General features: G+C 36.3%; 15 protein-coding genes. 3 read left to right on the top strand and 12 right to left on the bottom strand.

The features are described from left to right. Positions 1-85: 85 nt before the first annotated feature. The 3 genes from EDD66_RS03070 to EDD66_RS03060 form a co-directional block, all read right to left on the bottom strand. On the bottom strand, positions 86-1,642 hold the full coding sequence (locus EDD66_RS03070; RefSeq protein ID WP_123608097.1) for a response regulator: 1,557 nt from the start codon (positions 1,640-1,642) through the stop codon (positions 86-88). Continuing rightward, on the bottom strand, positions 1,611-3,236 hold the full coding sequence (locus EDD66_RS03065) for a sensor histidine kinase (protein WP_170164227.1): 1,626 nt from the start codon (positions 3,234-3,236) through the stop codon (positions 1,611-1,613). Before EDD66_RS03065 ends, EDD66_RS03070 begins: the two co-directional genes overlap by 32 nt. Before the next feature lie 550 nt (positions 3,237-3,786). Further along, the gene (locus tag EDD66_RS03060; protein ID WP_123608095.1) at positions 3,787-5,325 is read right to left on the bottom strand and encodes a fibronectin type III domain-containing protein; all 1,539 of its coding nucleotides are present in this window, start codon (positions 5,323-5,325) and stop codon (positions 3,787-3,789) included. A gap of 307 nt (positions 5,326-5,632) precedes the next feature. On the opposite strand from EDD66_RS03060, the gene EDD66_RS03055 reads away from it, so the two are divergent. Then, positions 5,633-5,929, top strand: a complete 297-nt coding sequence (locus EDD66_RS03055) for a hypothetical protein (protein WP_123608094.1) — start codon at positions 5,633-5,635, stop codon at positions 5,927-5,929. Positions 5,930-5,990: 61 nt separating this feature from the next. Then, positions 5,991-6,338, top strand: coding sequence for a hypothetical protein (locus tag EDD66_RS03050; RefSeq protein ID WP_123608093.1), 348 nt, complete (start codon positions 5,991-5,993; stop codon positions 6,336-6,338). Between the two features lie 191 nt (positions 6,339-6,529). On the opposite strand, the gene EDD66_RS18800 is transcribed toward EDD66_RS03050, so the two are convergent. Then, positions 6,530-8,437 (bottom strand): collagen-like protein, encoded by a 1,908-nt coding sequence (locus EDD66_RS18800; RefSeq protein WP_123608092.1) that lies wholly within the window; start codon positions 8,435-8,437, stop codon positions 6,530-6,532. Between the two features lie 256 nt (positions 8,438-8,693). On the opposite strand from EDD66_RS18800, the gene EDD66_RS03040 reads away from it, so the two are divergent. Then, on the top strand, positions 8,694-10,214 hold the full coding sequence (locus EDD66_RS03040) for a hypothetical protein (protein WP_123608091.1): 1,521 nt from the start codon (positions 8,694-8,696) through the stop codon (positions 10,212-10,214). Between the two features lie 114 nt (positions 10,215-10,328). Here the strand turns inward: EDD66_RS03040 and EDD66_RS18795 are convergent, their stop codons facing one another. The 8 genes from EDD66_RS18795 to chvE all read right to left on the bottom strand — a co-directional run bounded on the left by EDD66_RS18795 (position 10,329) and on the right by chvE (position 21,132). Beyond that, positions 10,329-11,270 carry a BclA C-terminal domain-containing protein gene (locus EDD66_RS18795; RefSeq protein WP_123608090.1) on the bottom strand — a complete coding sequence of 314 codons (942 nt, stop codon included), beginning with the start codon at positions 11,268-11,270 and terminating at the stop codon, positions 10,329-10,331. An 81-nt stretch (positions 11,271-11,351) separates the two neighbouring features. Further along, complete coding sequence (locus EDD66_RS03030) at positions 11,352-12,836, bottom strand: L-fucose/L-arabinose isomerase family protein (protein WP_123608089.1); 1,485 nt, start codon at positions 12,834-12,836, stop codon at positions 11,352-11,354. 80 nt (positions 12,837-12,916) lie between these two features. Beyond that, a complete protein-coding gene (locus EDD66_RS03025) occupies positions 12,917-13,543 on the bottom strand; it encodes a DUF4867 family protein (protein WP_123608088.1) in 627 nt (208 codons plus the stop codon). A gap of 75 nt (positions 13,544-13,618) precedes the next feature. Further along, positions 13,619-15,142 (bottom strand): xylulokinase, encoded by a 1,524-nt coding sequence (gene xylB / locus EDD66_RS03020; RefSeq protein ID WP_123608087.1) that lies wholly within the window; start codon positions 15,140-15,142, stop codon positions 13,619-13,621. 315 nt (positions 15,143-15,457) lie between these two features. Continuing rightward, entirely contained in the window at positions 15,458-17,170 is a 1,713-nt protein-coding gene (locus EDD66_RS03015) for a methyl-accepting chemotaxis protein (RefSeq protein ID WP_123608086.1), read from the bottom strand. A 53-nt stretch (positions 17,171-17,223) separates the two neighbouring features. Further along, complete coding sequence (gene mmsB, locus EDD66_RS03010; RefSeq protein WP_123608085.1) at positions 17,224-18,384, bottom strand: multiple monosaccharide ABC transporter permease; 1,161 nt, start codon at positions 18,382-18,384, stop codon at positions 17,224-17,226. A gap of 3 nt (positions 18,385-18,387) precedes the next feature. After that, complete coding sequence (gene mmsA / locus EDD66_RS03005) at positions 18,388-19,926, bottom strand: multiple monosaccharide ABC transporter ATP-binding protein (protein ID WP_123608084.1); 1,539 nt, start codon at positions 19,924-19,926, stop codon at positions 18,388-18,390. Between the two features lie 81 nt (positions 19,927-20,007). After that, a complete protein-coding gene (chvE, locus tag EDD66_RS03000; protein WP_123608083.1) occupies positions 20,008-21,132 on the bottom strand; it encodes a multiple monosaccharide ABC transporter substrate-binding protein in 1,125 nt (374 codons plus the stop codon). Positions 21,133-21,140 lie beyond the last annotated feature (8 nt).

Below are 21,140 nucleotides of genomic sequence, written 5' to 3'. Positions count from 1 at the left end.
TTTCATTCATTATTATAGAAAATCAGGTGTCTAAAGGACACCTGATTAATTCGCTATATACTCCCTAAAAATAAGTCATAATAAACTAAGATTTAAATATTCTGTATTCTTTAGGTGATATTCCCATATGTTTTTTAAATTTCGCTGCAAAGTAATCCGGATCGTGAAAACCTGTTATTTGAGCTATTTCATATATTTTTAATTTCGAATTTCCTAATAATTTTTCTGCTTCTTTTATTCGCAAGTCATCTAAAAAAGAATTGAAAGACTTCCCTGTCTCCTTTTTAAACTGTTTTCCCAAATAATTGCTGCTATAATGAAAAATTTTACTCAATGTCTCAATTTTTAGATCTTCCTTATAGTGATGCTCTATGTAATCAATTACCTTACCTAATGTATTTTGGGGTTTCATCTCATCAATATATTCACAAATAGTAAGAAACTGAAATTTTATAAATCCATGAAGTTTAAAAAGATTCGATTGATGATAAAATTCTTCAAATACTTTAGGATTTAAAAATTCCCTCTCCAATAAACCATGCTGATGTTCCACTAAAGAAGTCATAACACCTACATAAACATTTAAATAAAATGCTTTAATTCTCTCAGAATCCCAACCACTTGTTTCCATGTAACCTCGCATACCTTCTAAAAGATCATTGACCTCATCTTGTTGATTGGTACATACCGCCTGATATAATTTCATTTCCCCATTCTCTGCATATGATGTATTTTGTTCTGCATTGTTATGTTTTAAGGTCATCTGCTTATGTAAAATGTTCTGATCCTCGTATAGGAAACGACGATCAATAAGATATTTTGCAAAAGCAAAGGATTGGCCTACTTCATCTAAACTATCAACAGTAATACCCACTGCTATAAGTACCTCTTTACGAATCAGCTTGTTTATTCTCTCTCTTAAAAAAAACAGGCTGCCATAGTTATTACTATAATTTTTGTTTTTTACCAGAATTCCTATCAGTCCCTCTGATTCAAAAGAAAGTCTATAATCACCCAGCTGTGCTAATGCCTTTTTAATCAAATGTCTTTCTTTAAAATCCAAACCACAAATTCCATCTAATAAGAGAATCGTATAAAATTTCCATGGCAAATCCAGTTCATACCATCTATTTAATTCTTCATAATTCATATCAGTCATATATGATTCCACATCTTCATGACCCAATGCAATATATTTAATCATCTGTTCTTTTGAAAGTTGACATTGGCGCTTTAAAGCAAGTTCATTCATCTTTTTATTTTTCCAGACTGTGTAAATATCAATCACTTTATGTTCTAATAAATCTTCATCAATTGGTTTTAAGATATAATGATTCACACCACATTCCATTGCCCTTTTGGCATATCCAAAATCTTGATATCCACTTAATACAATAAACTCAGTCTCTATTTCCTTCCTGGTTAATCTTTCTATCAGTTCTATACCGTCAATTTCTGGCATTTTTATATCCACGATTACTAAATCAGGATGAAGTAATAAGATTTTTTCAAGGCCTTCTTCACCATTTTCTGCTTCTCCAACCAAAATACATTGAAGGCGTTCCCAATCAATTAGAGTTTTAAGACCTTCACGAATATTAGGTTCATCATCAATTACCAATACTTTCATCTTCCATATCATATGAAATCTCCTTGTTCTTCATTTTTATGATAGGCATAATAAGGTGAACAATTGTCCCTCTGGGATGATTCTTTTCTACTGTCAAACCATAAGCCTTTCCAAATTTAATACGTATCCTTTGATATATATTTAAAATACCGATTCTTTTTTCTTCCTCAGTTTTTATATTACTATTAAGTAAATTTTGTATTTTATTTATATCAATTCCCTTTCCATCATCTATAACAGTAATGATAAGTTTTCCATTGGTTATTTTTCCAATAATTGTTACGGTACCTGCTTCTTTTACCCCTTCTAGCCCATGAATAATAGAATTTTCCACAATTGGCTGTATTGTAAGTGGCAATATTGTCAATTCTAATAATTCATCGCTGAAATGAATATTGCTATGTATTTTGTTTCCAAACCTGAAATTTTGAACCAATAAATAATCCTCAACAAATGACAATTCTTCCCTTAATGTAATATAGTCATTTGACATTTCCAGATTTCTTCGTATTAAGGCTCCCATCTTCTTTACAATCGTTGCAATCTCATTCTCTCCCTTTAAATGAGCTTTCATTCTTATAGATTCCAATACATTAAATAAAAAATGTGGATTTACCTGGCTTGCCAAAACTTGAAACTTCATTTGCTCCTTATACAATAAATAATATTGCTCCTGTTGATGAGATGCTAAACTTGACAGACCAAATATTAAAGCCAGTCCTCCTATCAAACTTAAACAGACGACCCATATTCCAAAGATGGCTGCCGCTTTTGAAGTTGCTACCATTTGATCAATTGGAATTACTGATACCAAATAAAGAGGTGTAGAAAGCATACTTTGATCTATGGTTTTTATTATGAATTGTGACTTTTTACCTGAAAAATCATCTGTCCACATCGTTTGTCCGTCAAGAATTTTATTACTTTCTAATTCTTTTATTTTTTGTCCATTCTTTATATGACCTTTTGATGTAAGTACTCTGTATTCTGAATCCAGCAGAAATAAATTAAATGATTCTGATTGAATTACATTACTAATTCTTCTTAGATCTACCAGAATCATCATAACACCACTTTTGTCTTTTTTTAAATGAAAAGAACGGCTAATCATAAAATAATCTTTATTTATAATAGGCCCTTCTCTATAATATTCCCCAAAAGATTTTCCTTTTAGATTGATTGCTTTTTGATACCAGCTCATTTGTTTAATTTCAGAAGTTGCCCTCATATAATCCATGTTATCTAATAAAGTCTCATTCTCTACATAAATTCGTATATCGGCTATATCTGAATATGTCAGTTCATATTTCTTTAAGAAATTATTTTCGGAATAACTGTTAAATACTTCAAGTGGTGAGTGAAAATCTGTTTGTATCACTGATTTAATTTTTGCATCTGAGATAGTAGCATTCTCAATGGTATGTATAAATTGAAGAGTTTCTTCCATTCTGCTCTCCACACGGGAAATCTCAGCCTTTGCTTCTTTTAATGACTGATCAAATGCCATTTTACGCATACGAATTGTTAAGAATATACCTATAAATAATATGGGTAACAGACTTGCCGTCCCAAAGACAAATAAAATATTGCGCCCTGTTTTTTTCACACTCATCACCTCCGATTTGTATATTACATACATTATATTCCATAAACAATTAAAAATAAATGCAAATCTCCGGACTATGTTTTAAAAAAACTCAATAGCAAAGCGAGATACCATTTTGTACAGTGAAATCCAATGTTGTATTTTCATTAGCAGATGAAGTACAATTAAGAATACTAGCTGGTTCAATCACGATTTCACTTTCTTTTATATTGTATTATATTATTCTGTTCTATTCCATATTAAAGTATTATATGAAAAATAATAGGACAATCTATTTGGGATATTCTATTTTAATGATTTTTATTGTTATCATTACATATTTTATAGGTTATTTTTTTAGTATCATTAAAAATGCTAATTTCTTCTCCGAAGAAAAACAGGTTCTTACATTCATTCACTGTTACACGAATCAACAACTATAAACCTCAAATAAAAGCCTTTACATTTATCCATGAAAAAAGCAGTCTTTGCATTTGCAATGACCGCTTTTTCTTACATATAACCTCTATTTTAAATATATATCATAGGATATATATATTGCATATAGCTATTATTGTACTTCTGTGGTTGCGTATACTATTCCTGAATATTCGCTGGTTTCTCCATCATCATAAGACTTTAATTTATAATAGTAAGTAGTACCTCTCCATAAATTATCATCTGTATAAACAGTATCTGTTACGGTAGCTATCTTGCTGAACATTCCATCATTCGTACTGGACCGATACACAAAATAATATTCTGCATTGTCTGCCTTATCCCATTTCAGCGTAATTTTATCATCACTTATTTCAGTAATTTTAAGATTCACCGGAGGAACTAATGGTGTTTCATTTTTGGTCGTAGCTGATATAACGGCAGAATAATCACTGGTTTTTCCCTCATCATAAGCTTTCACTTTATAATAATAAGTAGTATTTTGAGACAGTTTTTCATCCATATAATCAGTATCGTCAACAGTGGCTATCTTACTATAGGACCCAGTTTTTGAGCTCGACCTATATATGAAATAATAATCTGCATTATTGACTTTATTCCATTTAAAAGTTATTTCATCATCACTTATATTAGTAATTTGAAGGTTCACTGGAGCTGGTATGTTTTTAATTTCATAAGTTGTAGCCTGAACCACTAAAGAATAACTGCCGGTAATCTTCCCATCATAAGCCTGGACTTTATAATAGTAAGTAGTATTTTGATTTAAGCTTTTATCGGTATAAGTTGTTCCATTTACAGCAGCTATTTTATTATAATTCCCGGAAACAGAAGTTGCTCTATATATATAATAACTTGATGCATTTTTTACAGAATTCCAGCGAAGTGATATTTGGGAATCATTTATTGTTTTGGCTTCAAAACCACCTGGAGCACTCAGATTACTGTATTTATTCCCAACAGTAGCTTTTATGGTGTATGAATAAGGGCTTATTTCATATCTGTTAGCAGCTCTTACTTTGTAATAATAAGTGCTTCCTTTTCTTAATTTCTTATCTGTATAATTTCCCGTTTTAACAGTGGCAATTTTTCTATATGAACCATTTACTGATGTTGCTCTATAAATATAATAATAGGTTACTTTTGGAACAGAACTCCAGGTTAATGTAATACTTGACTTGCTTTTTGATATTGCAGTAACGCTCTCTGGTGCTGATAAAGCATTACTTGAACTTGTATATTTATTTTCCACTAATAATTTTAACATTGATCTTAAATAAGATCTTAAATTATTCGCCTGAGTTTGAGTAATTGTCCCATCTTTTAAAGCCTCATAAAGAATTTCATCAATTCTCTCTTCAAGTTGATCTAACAATGTGGATTGGCTTACATTGTAACTTTCAGCAATTGCACCTAAACTCATACCGCTTTTCACTTTATCCATGATGACCTGTTCATTAACTCCCAGTATATTGGCTACTTCAGAAAAAATATTAAATATTGATTGCTTCTTTTGATTCGAATCATTACCCCATTTTTGTGAATTCTTATTCAAAGCAGCATTTGCTATGATAGGACTTGTAATTAAATTTGAACCGACCAGATGAATCATAACTAAAATAATAATGAATGTTTTTACAAATTTTTTGAACATGTTACCTCCTTTTAATTAGAGTACCCTGACATATTAACAGTACAAGAACTCTTATTATTGTTTTCCATATTTTTACTTTTATTCTAGAAAGTAATTATGTGATTTTTGTGTCAGAACAATAAATATTTTTAATATTTTAAAGTTTTATCCATTTCCAATTCCACAATTTTTTCTTTCTTCCAATTAAGCCATAAATAGATATAATACAATTTAAATCAACAATAAATTTAATAGAATCTATCAAATATTGTCACTTCCTATCTGATTTTGAATATAATGTACTATAAATATTAAAGGAGGAGCTAATATGAGTGATAAACATTTATCATGTCATTTAAGCAGATATATAGGCGAAACTGTAACCATTTTCACAACCAGTGGCGGCATGTCCGGATGTGGATTTACAGGTTTACTTTTAGAAGTAAATTGCAATTATGTCAGGTTACTTACAGAGAGAGGATCCGCACCAGCTAATCCATTAAGTCAAGATATTTGTCCTGAGATGGAATCATATTCTTTTAGCAGATATAGCAGATATACCTTAGGTTCCGTCTGTGATATCCCTACTTGTTCCATTGCATCATTTTGCCATAACGCAGTTTAATGTCTGAAATTTATTTTAGTCTGTCAAAAATTTTAAAGTTGAAAGAAAGGTGGAATATATAATGTCATCAAGATGTAATAGTAATTCTGGCAATAGCCATTCAAATGATCAGCGTTTTGAAAATCATCTATCTAAATTTATTGGTGAAACAGTTACAATCTTTACAACCAGCGGAGGAGCTTCTGGTTGCGGCTTTACAGGTCTTCTTATTGGCGTAAATTGTGATTATGTCAGATTATCTACAGAACAAGGATCCGCTCCTGCGAACCCATTGAGTGAAAGTATCTGCAGCAATGGCGGTTGCGTAGACACTTATAGCTGTGGCGGCAGTTATTCAGACTTCACCGTTGGTTCTGTATGTGACATACCTATCTGTCGAATTGCTGCTTTCTGCCACAATGCAGTATAATATTATAGATTTATATACAGTATTATATAATTTCATATAAATAGCAGGGAACTAACTACTCATACGGTAACAGTTCCCTGCTAAATTTTTTGTGCAGGTAATAAAAAATCCAGATGCTCCGGCTATAAAACGGATTACATCTGGATTTTTATAATGATAGAAAGGAGAACCCTTTCTAATGTAAAAAAGAGTTATGCAGTTGGGCCATCTGCAAATCTTATAATACGAATTGATGCGGCACTATTGATGAAATTCGGATTGTTCTCTAATACTATATCAGCATTACTGAAATTTTGAAGATTTATATTAAAAGGAACAGCCGTTACGTTAATTAATGCTCCTGAAGAAAGATTTCCAACAGTTGCGGAATTTGCCGCAGCAGATCCAGGTCCGCCGTTTTCCAGTAATCCAAAACAGGAAACAGGATTGCCCGGTGCTAAGTTAAGACTCCATTCTACAAGATAAAGACCTATATCATTTATTATAAAGTTTCCGCTAGGTGGTGCAAAAGAAATATTGCCACCAATATTATCTACTATATCAAAAATAACCTGACCTCCATTAGGAACTGTCTGGGTATTACCTAGTGCTTCCAGATAGCTCGATAAGAAAGGACCTGGTTCTCCCTGAGGACCCGCTGGACCGATTGGCCCCTGGGCTCCTGCTGGACCTTGTGGACCTGTTGGGCCGATTGGTCCCTGTACTCCTTGCGGACCTTGAGCTCCTTCTGCTCCTGCTGGACCTACTGGTCCCTGAGGACCTGCTGGACCGATTGGTCCTTGGGATCCTGTTGGTCCTACTTCACCTTGTGGTCCTGCTGGGCCTTGGGCTCCCACTGCTCCTGCTGGGCCTTGGGCTCCTGTTGGACCTTGGGCTCCTGTTGGACCGATTGGTCCTTGGGATCCCACTGCTCCTGCTGGGCCTACCGGACCCTGTATTCCTTGTGGGCCGATGGATCCTGTTGGTCCCGTTGGTCCCTGGGCTCCTGTTGGACCCGTTGGTCCCTGTATTCCTTGTGGGCCCCCGGCTCCTGTTGGACCTTGGGCTCCCGCTGGACCTACTGGACCTTGTGGACCTACTGCTCCTGCCGGACCGGTTGCCCCTTGGGCTCCTGCCGGACCTGCTGGACCTTGGACTCCCGCTGGACCTGCTGGTCCCTGGGCTCCTGTTGGTCCTTGGGCCCCCATTGGACCTGCTGGACCTTGTGGGCCCTGGGTTCCTGCTGGACCTACTGCTCCCGCGGCTCCTGTTGGACCTGCTGGTCCCTGGGCTCCTGTTGGTCCTTGTTCTCCCTGTGGGCCTGCTGGACCTTGGGCCCCCGTTGGACCTACTGGGCCCTGGGTTCCTGCCGGACCTTGCTCTCCCTGTGGACCTACTGCTCCCTGGGCTCCTGTTGGTCCTACTGGACCTTGTAATCCTTGTGGTCCCTGGGCTCCCGTTGGACCTACTTCACCTTGTGGGCCTGCTGGGCCTTGGGCTCCCACTGCTCCTGCTGGTCCCTGGGCTCCTGTTGGTCCTTGGGCTCCTGTTGGACCTGCCGGACCTTGCAGTCCCTGAATTCCGGTTGGACCTTGCTCTCCCTGTGGACCTGCTGGACCGATTGGTCCTTGGGCTCCTGTCGGACCCGTTGGTCCCACTGCTCCTGCTGGACCTGCTGGACCTTGTGGGCCCTCTGCTCCTGTTGAACCTGTTGGACCTTGTGGTCCCTGAGCTCCTGCTGGACCCTGTGGACCTTGCAGTCCTGTTGGACCTACCGGACCTTGAGCTCCTGCCGGACCGATTGGTCCCTGTGGGCCTACTGAACCTTGTGGTCCCTGGGCTCCCGTTGGACCTATTTCACCTTGTGGTCCCTGCATTCCTTGTGGACCGGTTGGACCTGCCGGACCCTGTGGACCTGCTGGTCCTTGGGCTCCCACCGGACCAGTTGGTCCGGTTATTCCCCGTTCTCCCATTGGTCCCATCGGTCCCCTTGCTCCTGTCGGACCCGTTGGTCCAGTACAACAGCAGCAATATGATGGTTTAGGCGGGTGGCATCCACGTGGATTATAGTTACATGTATTTATATCCATCTCAGGAAATTCCTTCTCATAATCTTTCATATTGTTTCCTCCAGTTAAACTTGATATTTATAGGGCAATACCCCTATAATAATATATGCTAACATTGGATTTATGTTAATATTCGACATCCGTATCAAATGACTTTTCCTGCTTAATTAACACTTGTTTCTCATATTCCTCAAATAAGAAGCATATATATCTTTGTAATGATTATAAACAATTGACAAGATTGACAACTTTTGCTATTGTTATTTTATTAACAGCTATCAACAGCTCATAAAAGGGGGATATTAAAATGAACCAAAAAAGAAACCAAAAGAAATGGATGAAATTAACTGCCTGGATTGCATTATTTTCTATGATTTTTTCTCTATTTTCACCAGCAACTAGTATATCTAAAGCAGCATTAAGTCCATTGAAGTATTATCAGCAAGTCGAAAAAGCAAATATAAACAAGCAGATTGACTCTCTCACGAAAGGATACTCCTCTTATATTTCTGCATATCAGGAAGCTTTAAAACAAGAGTCAGGTGCGGAGGTCACATTAAAAGCAACCTTGGATCCAACCTTTGCTAATGGCTTGGGATTGGAAGGATTAACAAGTTTAAAGGCATCTGTCATTAGTATGGTTAAAGGGACAAAGACCAAGTCTGCTATGAACTTCTACGCAAATGATAAACAGCTTACTTCTGTTGAAACATACGCAGATTTAAATGGATTATACTACTATTTAATCCCTGATTTAAGCAAATCATTCCTTAAAGTATCATTAAAAGATTTATATGCTAATGCTCCTTCTGCTAACCTTCAGGAAGAAATGTTGAATTATTTTAACGCTCCAATACCAGCAGATGTGCTTAATAAAATTCTAAAAAAATATTCTGCAATAGCAATTAATAAAGTATCTAATGTAACAATGAAAAAAGATGAAACTGTCACTGTAGATAAGGTAAGTTCTAAATATACAAGATTGACGGTACGCATTAATGAAAGAACTGGTTTAAATATCGCTAATGATATTCTAAAATCAGCACAAGCGGATACAAGCCTTAGAGATACTTTAATTGACCTTAATATTTGTACAAAAACAGAATACAACAATAGTATTAAAAAAGCTATGAAAGATATCGCCAGTGATCTTAAAGCACTGAAGAAATCAAATGGTTCAACAGTTCTTACCATGTCTATCTGGGTTGACAAAAATGACAATATTGTAGGACGTAGCATTATCGTTAATACTGATAAAGAATATTTAAAACTTGGTTACAAAACAGTAAGAAAAGGTACAACTGTTGGTCTTGATGCCTGGATTAGTGAAAAAGATTATGATATTCTCCGTGGTACAGGAAGTTTTACCGCTAAATTAAGCGGAGCTACAGGTACTGTTAAGATCTCCATGCAAGAATCAAGTAAAAAGTCTCCAGAAGTAATTAATGTCAATTTTAAAGATGTTAAATATACACAAAAAGATAATACTGGTTTTATAAATGGTGAATTTGATGTTACAAGTAAACTATTCAATGGCCTGAATATTAAAGTAAAATGCAATGGAGATTCTAACAAACAGGATTTCATCTTTGATATATTACAAAGCGGAAAATCACTTGTTAATATAGCTTTAACTGCAAAAGAAGTACCTTATCAGGATTTCAGCCTTCCAACTTCAGCAGATAAATCATATGATATGATGACTCAGTTAAATAATTATCTGCTAGATGCTGATATGAAAGGGTTCTTACAAAAAATTAAAGACAGATCCGATGTAAAGGTAATTGATGATTATATTGATGCAATACTTAAAACATATGTGGAATAATTAATTAACACCACCCGCTGTGAATACAATCCTATTAGAAAGCTCTAATAAGAAAAGTAATCACAGCGGGTGGTTTATAATTTAAGGTCTATTCAGTTTTTTATCAAGTGAAACTTAATTCAATCTTTTTACAGTAAGTGTTGCATTCACTCCAGTACCTAAAGTTAAACTAGCTGCAAGTAAGGTACGAACTGTCATATCTATAACTGCTCCGGCCGGAAGATCAACAATTACACTGCCGTTAAAGATTGATTCTGTATTTACAGCAAGTAACCTGGTTATCTCTGCTGATGGAATAATAACTCCATTCACCCGAACTGCCAGGGAAAGTGCTACTGCAACAGAAATTGAACTGATAAGATTATAATTAATCTCATAAGTTCCTGCCTGAGCTACAGTTAAGCTATTCGCTGGTGTAGCTGCCACATTCAGAAGTGGCATAACAGAAGGTAATGGTATCTGAGTACTAACTCCTATTGCAAGAAGGAGAATCTGAGGTGTGTTATTATAGAGTCCTCCGTAGGCATTCAGGCCATTAGCTGCTCCAGTTGGACCGGTTGGACCGGTTGCTCCAGTTGGACCTGCTGGGCCCTGTGGACCTTGTGGACCTTGTGGACCGGTTGCTCCTGCTGGGCCTGCTGGGCCCTGCGGACCTTGTGGACCTTGCGGACCGGTTGCTCCTGCTGGACCTGCTGGTCCCTGTGGACCTTGTGGACCGGTTGCTCCTGCTGGGCCCTGTGGGCCTTGTGCACCGGTTGCTCCTGCTGGACCTTGTGGGCCTTGTGGGCCTGCTGGGCCTGCTGGACCTGCCGGACCCTGTGGTCCCTGTGGGCCGGTTGCTCCCGCTGGTCCCTGTGGGCCTTGTGGACCTTGTGGTCCCTGTGGGCCTTGTGGACCTTGTGGGCCTTGTGGACCGGTTGCTCCTCGTGGACCTTGTGGACCAGTTGGACCTATACAGCAAGGTGTACACGGTGGTCTGGATGAATGACATCTACGTGAACCGTTATCCCATGAACTGATAGTTACATCAGGAAAATCTTTATTATAATCATCCATATGAATTCCTCCAGTTACAAATCATATTGGGAAAAGATACTCCCTCTATAATATATGCTAGTACTGGATTTATGTTACTGATTAAGCCCCAAATGGATTCTCCGTTTTATATAACATTGACTTTGGCTGATTAAATCCTAATTCTTCTACTCCCAGATATTTAAATATTTCGAATAGTATTTTACCAAAATGTCCAAATGCAACTGCTCCATGGTGTGGATAATTCTTTTCAATTAACACATGTCTGTAGAATCTTCCCATTTCCGGAATAGCGAATACACCGATTGCACCAAATGATCTTGTAGCCACTGGTAATACTTCGCCTTCTGCTACATATGCGGTCAATTCAGCATCTGCTGTACTTTGTAAACGGAAGAATGTAATTTTTCCAGGAATGATATCCCCTTCTAAAGTACCTCTTGTAATATTTGGTTCTTGATCTGGTTCTAATGCTCTCGCCATAATCTTTTGATTCTTCATTTCACAGAAGGAGAGTTTAGACGCCGCTGTATTACCACAATGGAATCCCATGAATGTATCTTTATGAGTGTAATCAAATCTGCCTTTAATCTCTTCATTATACATATCAGCTGGAACTGAATTGTTAATGTCTAATAAAGTAACTACATCATCACTTACTACTGTTCCAATATATTCACTTAATGCACCGTAGATATCTACTTCACAAGATACTGGTATGCCCATGGCTGTTAAACGGCTGTTTACATAGCAAGGAACGAAACCAAATTGTGTTTGGAATGATGGCCAGCATTTATTAGCAAATACAACAAATTCTCTGGAACCTTTATGTTGTTTGGCCCAATCTAATAATGTTAATTCATATTGAGCTAACTTTGGTAAGATTCCTGGCATTTTATTGCCATCACCAAGTTCTGCTTCCATACTCTTCATCACTTCTGGAATACGAGGATCATCCTTGTGATCATTAAAAGCAGCAAATAAGTCTAATTCTGAATTCTCTTCGATTTCAACACCTAAATTATATAATTGTTTGATTGGTGCATTACAAGCCAGAAAATCCTGTGGGCGTGGTCCAAAGGATATTATCTTTAAATTTTCAATGCCAATTACTGATTTTGCAATTGGTACAAACTCTTCGATCATATCTGCTACTTCTTTTGCTGTCCCAACTGGATATTCTGGTATATATGCTTTAATATTACGCAGCTTTAAATTATAGCTGGCATTTAACATGCCACAATAAGCATCTCCACGATCATCTAAAAGTTTGTCTCCTGCTTCTTCTGCTGCCGCCACAAACATAACTGGTCCATTAAATTCTTTGGCTAATAACGTCTCTGATGTTTCAGGTCCAAAGTTACCAAGAAACACTACTAATGCATTACATCCGGCATTATTAACTTCTTCAAGGGCTTTACGCATATGTACCTCATTCTCAACAGTTGTCAGGCATTCAAAAATATCCAGACCTTTCTTAGTATATTCAGCTACAACTGCCTTTCTTCTATTCGCTGAAAGACTCATTGGAAAACAATCCCTGCTTACAGCTACAATTCCTAATTTTAAAACTGGTATATTATTCATATCATTACCTCCATTATGTTTATATGTGATTTATTAATCCTTTTAAATTAATTGATATCATTCCGTATGAGAAATGCTTTCTACACACTTAAATTTTCTCCAATCAAACCAATAAATGCTCCCACAGACTCTAATCCGGAATCTTTGTGACCTATTAACCATTTGTTCTTTGCAAATAATAAAGCTTCTTCTCCTGTTTTTACAGGTTGAGTACTTAAATCAGTATTGGTCCCTTTAGGAAGAATTACAATTCCTTTAAATCCTTTTCCCTCCACACCACATGGTGCATAATGCAGTGTAGTTGCATAAAGTTCAACTACTGTTCCGGCTGGTACAAGAAAAGCTTCCATTTTATTTGTTTCATATGTAAAATCATCATTAATCTCCTGTTGTATTCCAAGGATTAATATCATATCAGTAACAGCTATATTAATTTCTGAATTTCTGTGATATTCCACTGCATTTAATAAATGATTATGTCCATTACAGTATCCGATCTGGATTGGTAATCCACCATACATTCCGTCTTCAAATTGTTTTGATACTGGAAATGCTTCTAATTCTTCTACAGATGGAACATAAATTACATCTTCTGGTAGTGGAGTAGAATCCATAACCTTTAATAAAGGTGTCACATCATATTCTGTTATAATCCTTCCATATTTTCGAAAGCTATCGTCTTCAACCTTTTTAATTTGTAAACTCATGCATACCCTTCTTTCCTACTGCCTGATCAGTTGGAGATGAACTCCAACTGAAACAACCAGATTCTAAATTTCTCATTATATTGTTGCTAATTGTTTAAAAGTATCTTTTAAGTCAAGATATAATTTCTTATAAACTTCATATAGCTGTTCATACTTCTCTATATTCTCATGAATTGGAGTATTATTCTTATCCTCGGTTATTAATGAATCACATGCTTTTTCAACACTTTCAAAAACGCCAGTACCTACACCTGCCAGTATTGCTACTCCAAGGGCTGGTCCTTCTTCCTGTTTTACAGTCTTAACCTGACACTGATACATATCAGCTAACATCTGTCTCCAGATAGGGCTCTTACCTCCTCCTCCGCAAGCCATCATGTGTTCTACATGAATCCCCATCTCCTGCAGGATATGATTACAATCATTTAATGAAAAAGATACACCCTCCATAATGGAACGAATCATATCCGGTTTTGTATGAATTGCTGAAAGCCCAAAGAATACCCCTCTGCAATCCGGGTCCAAATGTGGGGTCCTCTCTCCCATCAGATATGGAAGATATAATAATTTATTGCTGCCAATTTCTTGCTCAGCCACATCTTTATTAATTAGATCATATACATCTACACCTTGTTTTTCTGCTTCCCACACATAATCCTGACAGAAATTATCTTTGAACCATTTTAATGATAACCCGGCTCCTTGAGTAACTCCCATAACATGCCATGCACCTGGAACAGCGCTGCAGCAGGTATGGACTCTTCCCTTAGGATCTATCGTTATCTTACTGCTGTGAGCATAAACAACGCCGGATGTACCTATTGTAGTAAATGCAGTTCCATCTCTTACTATCCCTGTGCCAACAGCCGCTGCTGCATTATCACCGGCACCGCCAACCACCGCTGTGTTTTTTGTAAGGCCTGTTATTTCTCCCACTTCTGGTAATACATAACCTGTTACTTCAAATGATTCATATACTTTTGCAAGTAAGGATTTATCAATATCAAGTTTTTCCAAGACTTCATCGGACCAGCAACGATTTGGAACATCTAAAAGCTGCATTCCACTTGCATCAGATACTTCTGTTGCAAATTCACCGGTTAATACATATCTGATATAATCTTTTGGCAATAAAATGTGTTTACATTTTTTATAGTTCTCAGGTTCATTCTTCTTTACCCATAGTATCTTTGCAGCAGTCCACCCAGTCAGGGCAGGATTTGCAGTAATTTCAATTAAACGTTCCCTGCCGATCAGACGGTTCATATCCTCCACTTCCGCTCTGGTTCTTTGATCGCACCAGATAATAGAAGGGCGGATTACTTCACCTTTTTCATCAAGCATTACAAGTCCATGCATTTGACCAGATAAACCAATCCCCTTAATATCTCCAGCCTTTATCCCTGATGTACTTGTCACCTTTTTTAAGGTTTCAAGTGTGGCATCCTTCCAATCCTCTGGATTCTGTTCTGCCCAACCATTTCTTGGCTGATATAAAGGATATTCTTTTGATGCAGATGCGATCACAGAACCCTTTTCATCAAATAGAACTGTTTTTGTAGCTGATGTTCCTACATCAATACCGATTAAATAGTTCATAATTTACCTCCTTAAATATTCATTCATACATAAATGATTCGTTTTTCATATTTGGCACAAGTTTTAGATCTGCAAGTTTTCAATTTCATATTTAATAATGGTTAAATCTTGACATCAAACACATAACCTTGGGTTTAAACAGTTTCTTACCAATTCATTATGTAAGCTTATTATATAATATTATTATTAGTTTTTCATCCTTAAACTTATCATATCAATGTCACTTTCTTGTCAATTTTTGTTGTCCATAACAAAACACTCCCGCTCCTGTTCGGACGAGAGTGCCTTAATCTGTAAAGTCTGATCAGCGAAATTTTATAGTTTAAATTTAGATACTTCTTCTTCCAGATAATCAGCTAATTCACGAAGCTTTGATGTAGTATTTGTCATCTCTTTCATATAGATGGCTTCTGCATTTACGCTTTCACTAATATCAGTAGTTGCAGCAACATTCTCATCCGTCGCCTCACCAATTAGTTTCATACTATCTGATACTTTATGAATGATGCTGGTTAATTTATGTATACCTTCCAGTATCTCTTTCACATCATCATTCACTATTTTTGTATCAGCTTTTATCATATCAAAATTATTCTTTGTCTGTTTTGCAAGTTCATTTCCTTTTAAAAGCTGCTCCAAACCCTCTTCCATTTTAATACTCATATCGGAAGCTTCAAATTGAACTTCTCCAATAATGGAGCCAATCTTTTCTACTGCCTTTTGAGAATCTTCCGCTAATTTTCTTATTTCTGTTGCAACTACAGTAAATCCCCTCCCAGCTTCTCCTGCCCTCGCAGCTTCGATAGAAGCATTCAGAGAAAGGAGATTCGTTTGTTCTGCTATCTCTGAGATCGAGCTAAGTATCTGATTCATCTCCTGAGTACGGGATGTCAATGTTCTGGAAGTTTCTGTGGTCTTTTTCATTACCTGATTTACATTAGATAACTGTTTTACAAAGATAGAGATACTTTCATCTCCGCCCATGGCACTCTCCAAAGATTTCTTTGCGCTACCGGAAATATGGTTCGCACTTTCATCAATTTCCTTGGAAATACTCTCCATTACCACAATTTGCTCCATTGTATTTTTCGTCTCTTCATTTTGTCTATTCATAGATTTTGACATATTGTCAATATCATGTGCTACCTGTATACCATTTTCACTGTTTCGTTCCACACTTTTTCCTACGACTCTGGAAGCATCTTCAATCTGTTCTGTCACACTGCTTACTTTTCCTACGATTTGAGTAATACTTCCCTTCATAATATTAAATGCTTCTGCTAATACTTTAATTTCATCCTTCGTTTTTACAATAACTTTTTCCCCTGTTAGATCTCCACTTGCCATAGTCTCCAAGCCATTTGTTAAGATTGTAAGGGGTTTTGATATTTTCCTTGATATTATTAAAGTTAATATAAAAAACAGTCCTGCACAAAATATTATAATTACAATAATACCAGTAATAAGAGTTGTAAATTCTTTGGATATGGTTTCTTTCAGTTTCATACTTCTTGAAAGTTCAAGATTCATTAAAGTGTCTGCATTCAGATTAACCATGCTGCCTGCTAATTCTAATTTAGATACTTCTTGCTGACCTGCTGCTGAAAACTCTCCATTGGTCACTTTTACATATTCATCAAAAATTCCCCTGAATTGACCTAATTGATTTTCGACCTGAGTTGCCTGGGATAAAGTAGATGCAAATACTCCATCTTTATCAACACTATTTTTAACACTTTCCATATTTTGAACCATGGTATCAATGATGTCTGGATACTCACTTTCCTCAATAAGTCCACCAGTAATGCTTTCAGACTTAATTGCTTTTGGAATGGAGACGGATTGCACCTTAATATATTGTATTTTATTAATGTTCTCCAGTACACTGGAATACTGAATATTATAATCCAACGCTTTATATGCTAAAAATATAATGATTACAGTCATTACAACAATAATAACAGTTGCAAATATATTAATCTTCTTGCCGATACTAAGAGCAACTTTTTTCTTCTTCTCTTTCGTCATACACAGCTACCTCATTATTATAGGCTTTCACTAGAATATTATTCAAAAGGTAATTATTTATTGCCTTCTCTCTTAGATACAACGTCAAATATAACTGCCGCTAATAATACAAGACCTTTTACAACTTTTTGATAATTGGCATCAACCCCCATAATACTCATACCTAAGTTGATAACACCCATTAAAATAGCACCAATTACAACTCCCGGAATGGTACCAATACCACCATAAGCAGATGCCCCCCCAATGAAGCAGGAACCAATCGCATCCATTTCATAGTTTGTACCTGCTGTTGGATTTGCAGAATTCAAACGTGCGATTGTAACCATACCTGCAACGGCTGCTAAAAATGCCATGTTGATATATGCAATAAAATAAACTCTGTTCGTATTAATCCCTGATAACTTTGTTGCTTTTTCATTACCGCCTACAGCATAGAAATAACGTCCAATTGTAGTTTTAGAAGTAATGTAAGCATAAATTGCGATAACTGCTCCAACCCAGATCAATACTGTTGGAATACCTTTATATTGTGCCAGTCTAAATGTAAATGCAAGAAGTGCGAAACAGATCACCGTGCATTTTACTATTACACCAGATAGTTTTTCCATTTCATAACCTTTTCTAGCTCTGCTAAGACGTCCTCTAATTACCACTGCAACATAGATGACACATCCCAAAATACCTATGACCATACTTGTCAGATTAAAAGCAGGGTTTCCACCAAATACATCTGGTATGTAGCTGTTGAAAAGATTTAAGTAGTTGTCCGGCATAGGCGCAATTGTCATACCTTCCAAAACAACATTTGACAGGCCACGAAATACAAACATACCTGCTAATGTTACGATAAATGGGGGAATTCTAACGTATGCTATCCAGAACCCTTGCCAAGCACCAATTGCAAGCCCTACTATTATCATAATAAGTATAGCAGCAAAAATGTTCCATCCGCCTTTTACCATTAACATACCACCAATAGCTCCTACAAAGCATACTATTGAACCAACAGAAAGGTCAATATTACCACCCGTTAAGATACATAGCAGCATACCGGCAGCCAATATAAATACATATGCATTCTGTGCGATTAAGTTATTCACATTTTGAGGTAATAGCATTTTACCTCCCGTCATCCATGTGAAAAATAATGTAACTAATATTAATACAAATACCATGGTGTTTTTTTTCAAAATATTTTTTGCACTATCCATCTCTTATTCTCCTTTACCTGATTTTAAAATATATGTCATTATCAATTCTTGAGATGCTTCTTCTCCACTAAGTTCGCCTGCTATTTTACCTTCGTTCATAATGTAGATACGATCACACATGCCTAATACTTCTGGTAATTCAGAAGAAATCATAATAACGGATTTTCCTTCAGCTACCAGATTATTGATAATACAATAAATTTCATATTTTGCACCAACATCAATACCACGTGTTGGTTCATCAAGTATTAAAATATCTGGATCTGCAAACATCCATTTACTGAGTAAAACTTTTTGCTGATTACCTCCACTTAGATTACCAACATTCTGTTCTACTGTAGGACATTTCGTTTTAAGTTTCTCTTTGTACTCTACAGCCACCTGATACTCTTTATCTTTATCAATAATAAAGTTATTACTTACTCCCTGTAGATTTGCAAGAGTCGTATTAATTTTAATTGGATTACTTAAGATTAAACCATTTCCTTTTCTATCTTCTGTAACATAAGCTAACTTTTTATCAATAGCATCTTTTACAGAATTTAATTTAACTTCCTGGCCATTGAGCTTTAATGTACCAGAAATATTCGTTCCATAACTTTTTCCGAATATACTCATGGCAAGTTCAGTTCTTCCTGCACCCATAAGTCCGGAGATACCTACAACTTCACCTTTACGTACATTCATAGAAACATTATCTACTACTTTACGTTCTGTATATAATGGGTGATATACGCTCCAATTGGAAACTTCCATTTTAATATCACCAATATTTTTATTCTCTCTTTTTGGGAAACGATCAGATAGTTCACGGCCAACCATTCCCTTAATAATTCTTACCTCGCTTATATCATCAGCCTTTTTGTCTAATGTTTCAATTGTAGATCCATCACGGATTACTGTGATTTTATCTGCAACATAAGAAATCTCATTTAACTTATGAGATATGATGATCGAAGTCATTCCTTTTTTCTTAAATTCCAATAATAAATCTAATAATGCTTTTGAATCGGATTCATTTAAGGAAGCAGTAGGTTCGTCAAGAATTAAAAGTTTGGCATTCTTAGCAAGTGCCTTTGCTATTTCAACTAATTGTTGTTTACCTACACCAATATCTTTGATTAATGTTCTGGAAGACTCTTTTAATCCTACTGTACGGAGTAGTCCGTCCGCTTTTCCATAAGTTTCATTCCAGTCGATTGCAGCTTTTGCGCCTCTTTCATTACCAAGAAACATATTTTCACCGATAGACATATAGGGAATCAGAGCAAGTTCTTGATGAATAATAACAATTCCTTTATCTTCGCTATTCTTAATATGGGAAAACTTACAAGTTTCTCCATCAAAGATAATATCGCCTTCATAAGAACCATATGGATAAATTCCGCTCAGAACATTCATTAGTGTCGATTTCCCAGCACCATTTTCACCTACAAGGGCATGAATTTCACCCTTTTCAACTTTTAAATTAACATTGTCTAAAGCTTTAACGCCGGGAAAGGTTTTAGTAATATTTTTCATTTCCAGAAGTATGTTGTTCAATTGATTCCCTCCCAATCATAATATTACAGGCGAGAAATTGTCTCGCCTGTGAAATCTTCAAATAATAACTGATCCTATATGCTATTGTAAATCTGCTTCTTTATAATAGCCGGAATCAATTAATAATTCTTTGTAGTTATTAGCATCTGCAAATACTGGTTCACAAAGATATGTTGGAATGATACCAGTTCCATTATCGTAAGATTTTGTATCATTGATTGGTGCTTCTCCACCTTGCATGATAGCATCTACCATTTTAACAGTTTGAGCTGCTAACTCACGAGTGTCTTTAAAGATTGACATAGATTGTTTTCCAGCGATCATATTTTTAACGTTAGCAATATCACAATCCTGACCAGTAATAACCGGATATTTACCTGTATAAGATGCTGCTAAAGCATTTGTAACACCAAGTGCCGTAGAATCATTTGAGCAAAGTACAGCGTCGATTACTTTTCCGTCTCCGTAGTTAGAAGCAATGATAGCATCCATTCTGTTTTGAGCATTTTCTGAGGACCAGTTCGCAGTTGCAACAGCTTCAAAATCTTTTTGTCCAGATTGAACCACTAGTTTGCCTGATTCGATATATGGATTAAGAACGTCCATAGCACCGCCATAGAAGAATTTTGCATTATTATCACCTGGATCACCAGTAAAGATTTCTAAGTTAAATGGACCATCAGCATTTTCTAAATCAAGAGCGTCCACAATATATTCACCTTGTTTTGTACCTACCATGTAGTTATCAAATGTTGCATAGTAAGTCACAGCATCTGAGTTCATAATTAAACGGTCATAAGCAATAACTGGGATTTTAGCATCTTTTGCCTGTGCTAAAACTGTCCCTAATGAATCACCATCAATAGAAGCGATAACTAATAATTTAACGCCATTTGCAATCATATTCTCGATTTGAGAAACTTGAGTTGCAATATCATTACTTGCATATTGTAAATCAACCTCATAACCAGCTTCTTTTAATTGTTTTTCCATATTAGAACCATCCTGGTTCCAGCGTTGCAGGTCTTTTGTAGGCATTGATACACCAACTAAACCACCTTCTCCTGTAGCTGCAGTGTCATCTGCAGGAGTCTCTGTTTCAGCTGTATCAGCAGGTGCAGTTGTATCTTTTGTACCACCACATCCAACCAATAAGGATGCTACTAAAGCCACACTAAGTAATGCGCTAAGTAATTTTTTCTTCATAAATAAAT

Source organism: Mobilisporobacter senegalensis (assembly GCF_003752155.1).
Classification (GTDB): domain Bacteria; phylum Bacillota; class Clostridia; order Lachnospirales; family Lachnospiraceae; genus Mobilisporobacter; species Mobilisporobacter senegalensis.
The sequence above is the reverse complement of the archived record's forward strand: the minus strand, read 5'-3'. Positions and strand labels throughout refer to the sequence as shown.